Origin of the sequence: Aliivibrio sp. S2TY2, assembly GCF_028765525.1 — a bacterium.
Classification (GTDB): domain Bacteria; phylum Pseudomonadota; class Gammaproteobacteria; order Enterobacterales; family Vibrionaceae; genus Aliivibrio; species Aliivibrio finisterrensis_A.
This window is the reverse complement of sequence record NZ_JARACS010000012.1, coordinates 101712-114243: the sequence shown is the minus strand read 5'-3', so window position 1 is coordinate 114243 and position 12532 is coordinate 101712. Positions and strand designations below refer to the sequence as shown.

The following is a 12532-nucleotide window of genomic DNA, read 5'->3' as shown; positions in this document are numbered from 1 at the left end:
ATTGGGATAATGTAATCGACGACATATATGCAAGTTTCATTTTAAGCATAGTGCTATTTTTTGTTTGTGCTCGTCGTCTTGTTGGGTGCCATTATAAGTATTTCGCATCAATTGATAATACGGTAGAATAGTAAATAATTTTTACGAATATGTAATAATACTAGTGGGGAATTGCCTGTGATTGATTGGGAAGGGGTAACTGAGTTTGTTGCCGTTGCTGAAGCGCAAAGCTTTACCGGAGCGGCCAGAGCTCTTGATACATCAGTGGCTCAAATTAGCCGTAAAGTTGCTGCGTTAGAAGATCGTTTATCAATTAAGTTATTGATCAGAACAACGCGCAAGGTGTCGGTAACTGAAGCAGGACAAACTTATTATCAGCATTGTCGTCATTTAGTTGAAGGATTAAAACAAGCAGATAGAGCGATCACTGAGCTTAATGCAACACCTCAAGGACGCTTAAAAATCACATCGTCGGTGACGTATGGTGAGCAGTTAATTGCGCCATTGCTTAGTGATTTTATGCTGATGTACCCACAGCTTGAGCTTGAACTTGTTTTATCAAATCAGACATTAGATTTGGTTGAGCAAGATTTTGACCTGGCGATTCGATTAGGCCGTTTAACCGATTCAACTATGATGGCAAAGCGCTTATCAAGTCGACAGGTTAGAGTGTGCGCTTCTCCTAGTTATATTGAAAAACATGGTGAGCCTCATACCTTATCTGAATTATCTCAGCATAACTGTTTGATTGGTAGTTTGCCTATTTGGCGTTTTATTGAAAAGAAAAAAGAAAAAAGCGTAAGAGTGAAAGGGTCTGTTCATTGTAATAGCGGTGCAGCCTTAACTAATGCAGCGTTAAAAGGCTTAGGTATCGTTCAATTGCCTGATTTTTATGTTCAGGAATCAATGGATAAAGGTGAGTTGGTTGAAATACTCGTACCTTATCGTGAGCCAAAAGAGGGGATTTGGGCGGTGTATCCAAATAACCGACATCTTTCCACTAAGGTTCGTTTATTGGTTGAATTTTTAGCCCAAGAGTTAGCTGAATAGATGAGTGTTGAAAAAGAAAATAAAGATGCGAACTTCTATATGCAGCGAGCAATAGAACTGGCCGCAATTGCTGAAGAAGAAGGTGAAGTTCCTGTTGGTGCTGTGATTGTCTTAGATGGTGAAATCATAGGTGAGGGGTGGAACCGTTCAATTGGTTCTCATGATGCAACGGCACATGCCGAGATGATGGCGATTAAACAAGCGGGAAGTAAAATTGAAAACTATCGCTTAGTTGATGCGACGTTATACGTTACGTTAGAACCATGTCCTATGTGTGCTGGTGCGATTGTGCATAGTCGTATTAAGCGTGTTATTTTTGGTGCATCAGATATGAAAACAGGTGCATCTGGCAGTGTGATTAATTTATTTACGTCAGCAACCGCATTTCATTTTGTAGAGTGTGCTTCTGGAGTGATGGAAGAAGAGTGTAGAGCACAGCTACAAGCTTTTTTTAAACGCAGACGTAAAGAGAAAAAAGAAGAGCGAAAGTTACAGCGGGAAGCTGAATTGAAAAATCAGATGATGGAATAATCTAGAAGATAAAGTAAATGTAAGAGAGGGCAAATTGAATTATCGCAATTTGCCTTTTTACTGTGTGCGAATAAAAAACGCTTGCCTAAAGATTATCGACAAGAGAACGGTTCACCTTCATCAAACAGTGACATAGCATAAGTTCGTTGACGATGAAGCACTTTCTTGTGGTTATTTAACAGCTTACGTCGACGTTGAGTACTGCCTTTTAGTGAGGTACTTGGTTTAAGTTTTCTTCTATTAGAGAGCATGGGCTCCCCCTTAATTAAACGAATAAAAATTAAAGTACGTTTAATACCAATTCCAGTAATTATCTGATCATTATTACTGGTTAAATCACTTAGTAATATCGTTAAAAATTTTTATTGTAGAATAACTACTTATAAGAATTTTTGCCTTATTCTTAAGCGATTTTCCTGCGTAATAAATAGATCATTTAATTAATTACATTGGTATAACTTTAATTGGCATGATCTTGAGAACAAGTAACTCAGAGTATGTGTTAATTGTTACCGTAACATGAACATGCCATTTAGTAAGTTTTTTTAACAATTTTTATTACCAGCAAATAGAAAGTTATTTGCTAGATGTGGCATTACTAATCGTCGCAGCTGCAGAAGAAAGTGGAACATCAATTACGGTCAAATCTTCAACCGTAATTTCTTCTTGGATCAACTTGTTTGCTTGCTCTTGCTCGTAGCCGATAATGCTTTGGTAATAGCGACGAATGTTCTCTACATAATTCTGAGCTTCATCACCACGAGCAAAGCCATAGCGAAGGTACTTGTAATAACGCTTTTGACGTAATAGTGGCAGGTTATCTTTAACATCTGTCCAAGAGTCAGGATCACCACCTAAACGTTGAGTTAGGCGTCTTGCATCCATCATATGTCCAAAGCCTATGTTGTATGAAGCAAGTGCAAACCAAATCTTCTCATGTTCAGTAATTGAGTCAGGAACCCGCTTAACTATTCGACGTAAATATTCAGCCCCACCACGAATGCTCTGTTCTGGATTTAAACGGTTTTTAACACCAACAGATTGGGCCGTAGGTAGTGTTAACATCATCATGCCACGAACGCCTGTTGGGGATTTTGCAAGAGGATTCCAATGAGACTCTTGGTAAGAAAGAGCAGCAAGGAAACGCCAATCAAAGTCACCTGCGTATTTTTTAAATAGTGGTTCCCATTTTGGCAACTTACTTTCTAGTGCTCGAATAAAAGCACGAGTGTCGACATAATCAAACGACTCAACATGACCAAAGTATTTCTCTTCAAGAAGCGCTAGTTTGCCACTCTCTTTTAACTCACCAAAGAATTCAATGAGTAGGGCTTGTAAGCTGTCATCTTCTGTTTGTTGTATAAACCATGCAACGGGTTGATCTTCCGTTAATTCAAAAGCGACAGCCAATTCAGGATGAATACGTTGTGTCAGTGATAATTCAACAGAATCAGCGATCGTGTAGTGTATTTCGCCAGTCGCTACTTTTTTTAGTAACTCGCTAACATCAGTATCCGCTTCAGTATGCCACTCTAATTTCGGGTGCTTTTCTTTAAGCTTTGTTACCGTACCCTCAAAACTTGAATCTTTAACAATGGTGATATTTTCATCAAGTTGAGTTAGGTTTTTGATATTACGAGGGCGCCAGCTGCCTTTTTTATATACCACTTGTTGGCTGACATAGTAGTAGACAGGTCCCGGACGAAACTTTTGTAAGCGTTCAGGGGTAATTGTCATATTGGCCGCGATAATGTCGACTTCATTACGCTCTAACGCAGGAAACAAGCCTGAATAAGTATATGCAGGGGTGATCTCGAGTTTTACTTCTAGTTTTTCAGCAAAGGCTTTTGCCAGATCGTAATCTAGTCCGGTTGGACCATCAGAACCAATGTAATAAGAGAGTTGGTTATTTAACGTACTGACTCGTAAAACACCACGTTCCCTGATTTGCTCTAGCTTTGTTTTTGGTTCTGATTCTACTTGGCATCCTGTAAGGGTGAAAACCAGTGTAGAAATGACAAGGCAAGATTTTAGAAGACGATGATATGGGATGCGGCTCAAGTCAGAATGCTCTTTTAAATAAGTAAGGCGTAGTTATATCAAATGGCATATCAAGAGGCAAAAGCACGGTAACAAATTACAACAATTATTAGAGATTGAGACAGTTTATTTTTCGTTATGCCTGTTTTTTGCGCAATAATTTTAAATTTAAAGGTCATTTACACTTTTTTCAAAAAAAATACGCAAACGGTTGCTTTTGGTGTTACTTCACAAAACAAAATCCTTTATAATGCGCTCGCAATACCAGAGGTAACATCGGCATAGTCACTATGAGTTATGAATAATTAATCGAGTTAACTATTTTTAACTACATGAAACTATTCCAATATTACCTTTAATTCATTGCCAAAGAGACCTAAGTACATGAGAATTTTGCGTGGTTCACCTGCTCTATCTGAATTTCGTGTTAACAAGCTACTTGAGCTTTGTCGCGAGCTAAATTTACCTGTTACTGGTATTTATGCTGAGTTTGCACACTTTGCTGATCTAACGGCGGACTTAGATGCGTCTGAAGTTGAGAAGCTAGAAAAATTACTGACTTACGGTCCAACGATTGAGGAGCATGAACCTGAAGGTTTATTGCTACTTACTACCCCTCGCCCAGGTACTATCTCGCCTTGGTCTTCAAAATCTACTGATATTGCTCATAACTGTGGCCTAGCTACAATCGCACGTTTAGAGCGCGGTACTGCTTTTTATATAGAAACGTCTGAAACGCTTTCTGAACTTCAATTAGTTGAACTTAAAGCCATTCTCCATGATCGCATGATGGAAGTGGTATTTACCGATTTTGAATCAGCGTCAGCATTGTTTGCTGTGGCAGAACCTGCGCCATATGCAGAAGTTGATCTATTAGCCGGTGGCCGTAAAGCGCTTGAAGACGCAAACGTTACCCTAGGTCTTGCTTTGGCAGAAGATGAGATTGATTACTTACTTGAAAGCTTTACTGAAAAGCTAGGTCGTAATCCAACAGATATTGAATTAATGATGTTTGCACAAGCGAACTCAGAGCATTGTCGTCACAAGATCTTTAACGCGGATTGGACTATCGATGGCGTTAAGCAAGAAAAATCATTATTTAAAATGATTAAGAACACCTTTGAAGTGACCCCTGATCACGTATTGTCGGCTTATAAAGATAACGCAGCGGTAATGACAGGTTCTGAAGTCGGTCGTTTCTTCCCAGATCCAGAAACTCGCCAATACAGCTACCATCAAGAGAAAACACACATCTTGATGAAAGTAGAAACGCACAACCACCCAACCGCAATTTCTCCTTGGCCGGGCGCATCTACAGGTTCAGGCGGTGAAATTCGTGATGAAGGCGCAACGGGTATTGGTGGTAAGCCAAAAGCCGGTCTTGTTGCTTTCTCTGTATCTAACCTTAAGATCCCGAACTTCGTTCAACCTTGGGAAACTGATTTTGGTAAGCCAAGCCGTATCGTTACTGCTTTGGATATCATGCTTGAAGGTCCTCTTGGTGGCGCGGCATTCAACAACGAATTTGGTCGTCCAAACCTACTTGGTTACTTCCGTACTTACGAAGAGAAAGTAAACTCTCACGCAGGTGAAGAAGTGCGTGGTTACCACAAACCAATAATGCTCGCTGGTGGTCTTGGTAACATTCGTGACGAGCATGTTCAGAAAAAAGAGATCCCAGTCGGTGCGAGCCTAATTGTTCTTGGTGGTCCTGCGATGAACATCGGCCTTGGTGGCGGTGCCGCTTCTTCCATGGCATCAGGCCAATCAGCAGAAGATCTTGATTTCGCTTCAGTACAACGTGAAAACCCAGAGATGGAGCGTCGTTGTCAGGAGGTTATTGACCGTTGTTGGCAGTTAGGTGATGCGAATCCAATCGCATTCATCCACGATGTGGGTGCGGGTGGTATCTCGAACGCACTTCCTGAGCTAGTAGACGATGGTGAGCGTGGCGGTATCTTCAACCTACGTGACGTACCAAACGATGAGCCGGGCATGAGCCCACTTGAGATCTGGTGTAACGAATCTCAAGAGCGTTACGTAATGGCCGTTGCAGATAAAGATATGGCCACGTTTGATGCGATTTGTAAGCGTGAGCGTGCACCATACGCCGTGGTTGGTAAAGCAACGGAAGAGCGTGAACTTAAACTTGAAGATTCACACTTCGACAACACGCCAATCGACATGCCAATGGACATCCTATTAGGTAAAACACCTAAGATGCACCGTGACGCGACAACGCTAAAAGTGAATAACCCTGCGATTGATCGTTCTGGTATTGAAATGAACGAAGCGGTTGACCGTGTTCTTCGTCTACCAACAGTCGCTGAGAAAACCTTCCTTATCACTATCGGTGACCGCTCGGTAACAGGCCTTGTGGCTCGTGACCAAATGGTTGGTCCATGGCAGGTTCCAGTTGCAAACTGCGCAGTAACAGCGGCAAGTTACGACTCTTACCACGGTGAAGCAATGTCTCTTGGTGAGCGTACGCCAGTGGCACTACTAGACTTTGGCGCATCGGCTCGTCTAGCGGTTGGTGAAGCAATCACAAACATCGCTGCGACCAACATCGGCGATATCAAACACATTAAATTGTCGGCGAACTGGATGTCTCCAGCTGGTCACCCAGGTGAAGATGCCGGTCTTTACGAAGCGGTAAAAGCAGTTGGTGAAGAACTATGTCCAGCACTGGGTCTAACTATCCCAGTGGGTAAAGACTCAATGTCGATGAAGACTCAGTGGGAAGAGAACGGCGAGCACAAAGAAGTAACGTCTCCGCTGTCTCTTGTTATTACTGCATTTGCTCGTGTTGAAGATATTCGTAAGACGATTACGCCTCAGCTTCGCACTGACAAAGGAGCTTCAAGCTTAGTACTTATCGACCTAGGTAACGGCAAAAACCGTCTAGGAGCAACAGCTCTAGCACAAGTTTACAAGCAGCTTGGTGACAAGCCAGCAGACGTAGACAATGCAGCACAGCTAAAAGGTTTCTACGAAGGCATTCAAGCACTTGTTGCTAACGACCAAGTTGTGGCTTACCACGATAAAGGCGACGGTGGTTTATTCGTAACGCTAGCAGAAATGGCATTCGCAGGTCACTGTGGTGTTAACGCAAACATTGAAGCGTTAGGTGAAGACACACTAGCAGCACTATTTAATGAAGAGTTGGGTGCGGTAATCCAAGTTCGAAACGATGACCTAGATGCTGTTCTTTCTACACTTGCTGCAAACGGTCTAGAAGCGTGTTCACACGTCATTGGTTCTGTTGAAGACTCTAACGAACTAGTGATTAAGTCTGGCGAGTCTGTAGTCATTGAACGTAACCGTACTGAACTACGTACTATCTGGGCTGAGACAACGCACAAGATGCAAGGTCTACGTGATAACCCAGTATGTGCTGATCAAGAACACGAAGCGAAGAAAGACAACTCAGACCCAGGTCTAAACGTAAAACTTAGCTTCGACGTAAATGAAGATATCGCTGCACCGTTCATCAACGCTCCTATGATAAATAAGGGCGCTAAACCTAAGATGGCAATTCTACGTGAGCAGGGTGTTAACTCTCACGTTGAAATGGCAGCAGCATTTGACCGCGCAGGCTTTGAAGCAACTGATATTCACATGAGCGACATCCTAACGGGTCAAGCGGTACTAGAAGAGTACAACGGTCTTGTGGCTTGTGGTGGCTTCTCTTACGGTGACGTACTGGGCGCTGGTGAAGGTTGGGCTAAATCGGTTCTGTTTAACGACTCTACGCGTGATCAATTTGAAAACTTCTTCAAGCGTGAAGATACCTTCTCTCTAGGTGTGTGTAACGGTTGTCAGATGTTGTCTAACCTGCGTGAACTTATCCCTGGAGCTGAATACTGGCCACGTTTCGTTCGCAATGAGTCTGAACGTTTTGAAGCTCGTTTCAGCCTCGTTGAAGTTCAGAAGTCTGATTCTGTATTCTTCAATGGCATGGAAGGTTCTCGTATGCCAATCGCAGTTTCTCACGGTGAAGGCCGCGTAGAAGTGCGTGACAACGACCACCTAAACGCGATTGAAAACTCAGGTACGGTTGCTCTACGTTACGTTGATAACAACGGTAACCAAACGCAGCAATACCCGAATAACCCGAACGGTTCGCCAAACGCTATCACTGGTTTAACAACGACGGATGGCCGTGTGACTATCATGATGCCTCACCCAGAGCGTGTATTCCGTACGGTTGCTAACTCTTGGTCTCCAGAAGGTTGGGGCGAGAATGGTGCTTGGATGCGCATGTTCCAAAATGCACGTAAGAATGTGGGTTAATTGAGCAATAAAGAATAGAGTCTTAATCCTTATAATCAGTTAGTTATCACGATTTTTTAAAAATGTGATTAAAATCTGAAAAATAAATAAGCACTCTGTTCTATAATAAATAAAAGAGTTGGGTAAAGACGGCTTTTTTAAATAAAACCGCTGAAGTTTAGGCTTCAGCGGTTTTTTTGTTAGAATAGCTTTTTACTTTATCTGTTGGAACAAACAATGAAAAATTCGCACGTAACGATTGGCTTGAGTAATCCTAAAAGCCCGACAAATGTTGGTGCAGTAATGCGTGCAGCGGGCTGCTATCAAGTTGATGATGTTCGCTATACTGGTGAGCGATATGATCGTGCCGCTAAGTTTCAAACGGATACTAAAAAAGTGGCTAATAAAATTCCATTAACGAGCGTAAATTGCTTATTGGATGATTTACCAAAAGACATGAAGGTCGTTTGTGTTGAGTTAGCTGAAGGTGCAACGTCGCTTCCTGAGTTTGTACATCCAGAAAAAGCAATTTATGTGTTTGGCCCTGAAGATGGCTCGATTACACAACAAGTTGCTGATCGCGCCGATCATGTGGTTTATGTTCCAACCGTTGGATGTATGAATCTAGCTGCTACAGTCAATGTGCTGTTATACGACCGATTAGCAAAATCAGTGGACATTGTTAAAGGGGATGAGTTAATCCGCAGTAGTCGCGATAATCGCAATCATTTAGTCGTAAAAAAATAAGACTTACTTCTCTTTTAAAGTACTTATAGATTGACATCTTTTTGATGCATTTTTGGCTAGATGTGTTCTAATAGCGGGCATTAAAGGGAATGCAGATATTAACCTGCAGTTATAGATGGATTTTCTAATAATGATCTATCCCTTAACTATCGAATTCTAGGAAATAAAAATGGCAAAATTTGATTACCGTATTGTAGAAAAACGTAACGCTTGGGCTGCTGAAATTACGCGCCAAGTAACTTCTCGCAGAACGGTTGTATCTAAGCGTCAGCTTGGTTTTGAAACTGAAGCAGAAGCAGTTGAATGGGCAGAGAAAGAGCTTGTTGAATTTGCTAAAACGCAAGCGGTTCGTAATGATCGTAAAGCGGAACAACGTAGCGAAAAAGAAGAAATGATCGCACGTAAGAGAGAAAAAGCAGCGGCACAAAAAGCTGAATATGAAGCAGCTCGTGATGCAGAAGAAGACGAATACGACTTCGACGAAGAGTAATTTGTCATCACAGAAATGTGATTGAAAAACAGATACCATAAAATGGCAGTTATTCGTAACTGCCATTTTTTATGTCTTTATACCAATCTACATAAGTATTTGATCATTCTTGCTTGTTAAAATCGATTATCTGAACAACTACTTATCCAGAATGGTATTAATAAAGTAAAATTACTCATGATAGAAAAAGAAGCATTATTAGAATCAATCATCCAAGCGTTGCGTGATGTGCATCAAATGGCGGTAGAGGCAACTCAACGAGCGATTGATCAAGCAACTGATAAAGAAGCGATAGCGCGAAGTAAGTATGAAACGTTTGGATTAGAAGCATCATATTTAGCACATGGCCAAGCGTTACGAGTCGCTGAATGTGAAGCGGATATTTTGGCGTATCGTAAATTACCACGTTTAGACTACTCAGAATCAACGGCGATTAATCAATGCGCTTTAGTGACTCTAATTAATCAAGATGATATTGAAAGTCGCTTCTTTATTGGTCCTTCAGCGGGTGGAGTTAAGGTTTCTTACCAAGGCGTGGATTTCTCATTGATCACACCGTCGGCCCCGTTGGGAAAAGCGATAATAGGTTTGCAATTCGGTGATGAATTTGAGTTAAATTTAGCGGGGAAAAAGCAACAATACGAAATTATTGATGTTAAATAATTTTATTTGTGATCAAAAAAAGAGAGGCAAGCCTCTCTTTTAGAATGTGATTTTGACTATGTGATTAAACGCTAGGAACTGCGATTTGACCATTAGTTAGCTGATCTGTATCCGCTTCAATGATTTCATCAATGTAGGTTTCTACTGCTTGACCAACCATTTCGTCATCTTCAGTAAAGTAAGCAAGATGGAAAACAGCATCACCTTCATTAACTAAAGGTAAGGTTTGTTGACCGATAACGATGCCGCCTTTATGAGCGCGAAGTTCAATTTCACTATGACCTAATGGTGCGCTGATGTAAGCCAAAACTTGGCCTTTTTCAACTTGTTCACCCAGAGTTACAACCGTACGTAAAATACCATCGCTTTCTGCACGTAACCAACTTGTAGATTTAGCAATGACCGCTTCTGGTAAGCGTTTTCTGCTGGCCTTTAGCATGCCAATAGCTTGCATTACACGTTGTACACCCACATAACCCGCATTGATCGCAATTGGTTCAAAGCGTAATGCTTCACCTGCTTCATACGTTAATACTGGGATGTTACATTTTTCAGCTTCACTACGAAGTGAGCCATCTCGAAGAGGTGAATCAACAATCACTGGTGTACCGAATGCGTGTGCAATACGTAACGTCTCAGGATTACTTAAATCAGCTCTTAGTTGAGGCAAATTCGTTCTGTGAATAGCACCAGTATGTAAATCAACAATATAATCACAACGTTGCGCAATCTGAGTGAAGAAGGTGTTTGCCATACGAGATGCCAAAGACCCTTTTTCAGAACCAGGGAAGCAACGGTTTAAATCACGACGGTCCGGAAGATAGCGTGATTTATGAATAAAGCCAAAGACGTTAACAATAGGCACAGCAATTAATGTGCCTTTTAGTTTCTTTGGATCAATGTTATTGATTAATTGACGTACAATTTCAACACCATTAAGTTCATCACCATGAATGGCAGCATTTACCATCAGGATAGGGCCAGCATGCTGGCCATTAATGATCTCAACAGGGATCGATAGAGGTGAGTGCGTATAAAGCTTAGCGGCTTCAATCTCAATTACCTTTCTTTCACCAGGTGCAACCGAGTGCGTTAGTATTTCAAACGCTTGATTTTTTTTAGCCTTTGCCACGAGTTTTAGTCCTTTTAGTCGCTGCAGTTTTTTCAATAAAATCAATAATTAGGCCAGCAACGTCTTTACCAGTTGCTTTTTCAATGCCTTCTAAGCCCGGAGATGAGTTCACTTCCATAACCAGTGGACCACGCTCAGAGCGAAGTAAATCTACACCTGCAACATTTAATCCCATAATATTTGCAGCAGCTACCGCTGTCTTACGCTCTTCAGGAGTCAATTTAACAAGTGATGCTGAACCACCACGGTGTAGGTTAGAGCGGAATTCGCCTTCTGCACCTTGACGTTTCATAGCAGCAATTACTTTGCCACCAATAACGAAACAACGGATATCTGCACCGCCAGCTTCTTTGATGAACTCTTGAACCATAATGTTCGCTTTTAAGCCCATGAATGCTTCAACAACACTTTCTGCTGCTTTACGCGTTTCTGCAAGAACAACACCAATACCTTGAGTGCCTTCTAAGAGCTTGATCACAACTGGCGCACCGCCAACCATGTCTAATAGGTCTTTAACGTCATCAGGCTTGCTTGCGAAGCCTGTAATCGGCATACCAATACCTTTACGAGAAAGTAATTGCATTGAACGCAGTTTATCGCGAGAACGAGTGATCGCAACTGATTCATTTACAGGGTATACACCCATCATCTCAAACTGACGTAGTACGGCAGTACCGTAGAAAGTAACAGAAGCGCCGATACGAGGAATGATCGCATCGTAATCAACCAGTTCTTCACCTTTAAAGTGAATTTGAGGTTTTTCTGAATTGATATTCATGTAGCAACGTAGTGCATCAATCACTTTAACTTCGTGTCCACGACTCTCTGCGGCTTCAATTAAGCGGCTAGTAGAGTAAAGAGATTGGTTGCGCGATAAAATACCGATTTTCATTATACAGTTTCCTCAAAATCAACAAGGTAAGACGACGATGGATCTACAACAATACGATCTTGCATTGCTGTTCTTCCTAGTAACATGCGAAACACCATTGTTTCTCGGTTACTTAATGTAATTTCAACTGGCCACTCTTGGCCTGAGATTCGGATCGTTGTTTTAATAACGTAACGTAGCTCTTCTTGACCGCTTGAGCTTTTTACTTTTCGGCGGTCAACGATTGGTGCTTCACAAATTTGCACGAAATCGTTATTACGTTTTTCTGGATGAATCCAAAAGCGGACCCAGTCTTCACCATCCTTTGTGAAGGGCTCTACTTTAAAAGCATGCAAGCAAGAAGTTTTAGCGCCAGTATCAACTTTTGCCTTAATTAATTTAATACCAAGTTCTGGAAGGCTAAGTGATTCGCGCCATCCAACAATGATTTTATCAGTCATTAATTTGTCTCAAATAGAAAAAATCCACGTTAAGTATAGTTGATACTTTGTGGATATCTAACCCATTTGGCTACCATCTAATTGTCTGAGTGTATTACTCAGTAGTCTGGAGTTTGGTGGAGTAAGTAGAGAGGTGTTATAGGATGTGTACACCGTGACTCAATGACGGCGAATTTATCAGTAGTTTTTAATTTCGTCAAATAAAATATTGATTATAATTTTGACGCTTTTGGATTACTTTTTCTAATGCTTGTTTGTTATTAGAGGAATAC

11 protein-coding genes are annotated in these 12532 nt (G+C 41.4%); 6 read left to right on the top strand and 5 right to left on the bottom strand.

From position 1 onward, the window contains the following. Window positions 1-177 precede the first annotated feature (177 nt). Together PVK63_RS16300 and tadA are read left to right on the top strand one after the other, a co-directional pair. Window positions 178-1050: a LysR substrate-binding domain-containing protein gene (locus tag PVK63_RS16300; protein WP_130044670.1), complete on the top strand. Its 873-nt coding sequence runs from the start codon at window positions 178-180 to the stop codon at window positions 1048-1050. After that, entirely contained in the window at window positions 1051-1581 is a 531-nt protein-coding gene (gene tadA / locus PVK63_RS16295; protein WP_130044671.1) for a tRNA adenosine(34) deaminase TadA, read from the top strand. It begins immediately after the preceding gene. Between the two features lie 92 nt (window positions 1582-1673). Here the strand turns inward: tadA and PVK63_RS16290 are convergent, their stop codons facing one another. Next, window positions 1674-1832, bottom strand: coding sequence for a hypothetical protein (locus PVK63_RS16290; RefSeq protein ID WP_165366855.1), 159 nt, complete (start codon window positions 1830-1832; stop codon window positions 1674-1676). Between the two features lie 325 nt (window positions 1833-2157). Continuing rightward, on the bottom strand, window positions 2158-3642 hold the full coding sequence (gene mltF, locus PVK63_RS16285; RefSeq protein ID WP_130088092.1) for a membrane-bound lytic murein transglycosylase MltF: 1485 nt from the start codon (window positions 3640-3642) through the stop codon (window positions 2158-2160). Between the two features lie 363 nt (window positions 3643-4005). Here mltF and purL point away from each other — a divergent pair, with 363 nt between their 5' ends. The 4 genes from purL (at window position 4006) to PVK63_RS16265 (ending at window position 9796) form a co-directional block, all read left to right on the top strand. Next, the gene (gene purL, locus PVK63_RS16280; protein ID WP_130088093.1) at window positions 4006-7917 is read left to right on the top strand and encodes a phosphoribosylformylglycinamidine synthase; all 3912 of its coding nucleotides are present in this window, start codon (window positions 4006-4008) and stop codon (window positions 7915-7917) included. A gap of 216 nt (window positions 7918-8133) precedes the next feature. Further along, window positions 8134-8643 carry an RNA methyltransferase gene (locus PVK63_RS16275; protein WP_130088094.1) on the top strand — a complete coding sequence of 170 codons (510 nt, stop codon included), beginning with the start codon at window positions 8134-8136 and terminating at the stop codon, window positions 8641-8643. 169 nt (window positions 8644-8812) lie between these two features. Continuing rightward, entirely contained in the window at window positions 8813-9133 is a 321-nt protein-coding gene (locus tag PVK63_RS16270; protein WP_130044675.1) for a DUF3622 domain-containing protein, read from the top strand. 177 nt (window positions 9134-9310) lie between these two features. Next, entirely contained in the window at window positions 9311-9796 is a 486-nt protein-coding gene (locus tag PVK63_RS16265; protein ID WP_130088095.1) for a GreA/GreB family elongation factor, read from the top strand. A 64-nt stretch (window positions 9797-9860) separates the two neighbouring features. Here PVK63_RS16265 and PVK63_RS16260 read toward each other — a convergent pair whose 3' ends face one another. From PVK63_RS16260 to PVK63_RS16250, 3 genes are read right to left on the bottom strand one after another with little or no spacing between them, the layout of a single operon-like run. After that, complete coding sequence (locus PVK63_RS16260; protein ID WP_165366856.1) at window positions 9861-10928, bottom strand: succinylglutamate desuccinylase/aspartoacylase family protein; 1068 nt, start codon at window positions 10926-10928, stop codon at window positions 9861-9863. Beyond that, window positions 10915-11820 carry a 30S ribosomal protein S6--L-glutamate ligase gene (gene rimK / locus PVK63_RS16255; protein WP_012533521.1) on the bottom strand — a complete coding sequence of 302 codons (906 nt, stop codon included), beginning with the start codon at window positions 11818-11820 and terminating at the stop codon, window positions 10915-10917. The genes PVK63_RS16260 and rimK overlap by 14 nt, the downstream gene beginning before the upstream one ends. Beyond that, window positions 11820-12260 carry an ATP-dependent zinc protease family protein gene (locus tag PVK63_RS16250; protein ID WP_130044677.1) on the bottom strand — a complete coding sequence of 147 codons (441 nt, stop codon included), beginning with the start codon at window positions 12258-12260 and terminating at the stop codon, window positions 11820-11822. The genes rimK and PVK63_RS16250 overlap by 1 nt, the downstream gene beginning before the upstream one ends. Window positions 12261-12532: the final 272 nt, after the last annotated feature.

Excerpts from the sequence above, each read along its gene's own strand:
- rimK (WP_012533521.1), bottom strand. The coding sequence starts at position 11,820 with ATGAAAATCGGTATTTTATCGCGCAACCAATCTCTTTACTCTACTAGC.
- tadA (WP_130044671.1), top strand. The coding sequence starts at position 1,051 with ATGAGTGTTGAAAAAGAAAATAAAGATGCGAACTTCTATATGCAGCGA.
- PVK63_RS16270 (WP_130044675.1), top strand. The coding sequence starts at position 8,813 with ATGGCAAAATTTGATTACCGTATTGTAGAAAAACGTAACGCTTGGGCT.
- PVK63_RS16265 (WP_130088095.1), top strand. The coding sequence starts at position 9,311 with ATGATAGAAAAAGAAGCATTATTAGAATCAATCATCCAAGCGTTGCGT.
- PVK63_RS16250 (WP_130044677.1), bottom strand. The coding sequence starts at position 12,260 with ATGACTGATAAAATCATTGTTGGATGGCGCGAATCACTTAGCCTTCCA.
- purL (WP_130088093.1), top strand. The coding sequence starts at position 4,006 with ATGAGAATTTTGCGTGGTTCACCTGCTCTATCTGAATTTCGTGTTAAC.
- PVK63_RS16275 (WP_130088094.1), top strand. The coding sequence starts at position 8,134 with ATGAAAAATTCGCACGTAACGATTGGCTTGAGTAATCCTAAAAGCCCG.
- PVK63_RS16290 (WP_165366855.1), bottom strand. The coding sequence starts at position 1,832 with ATGCTCTCTAATAGAAGAAAACTTAAACCAAGTACCTCACTAAAAGGC.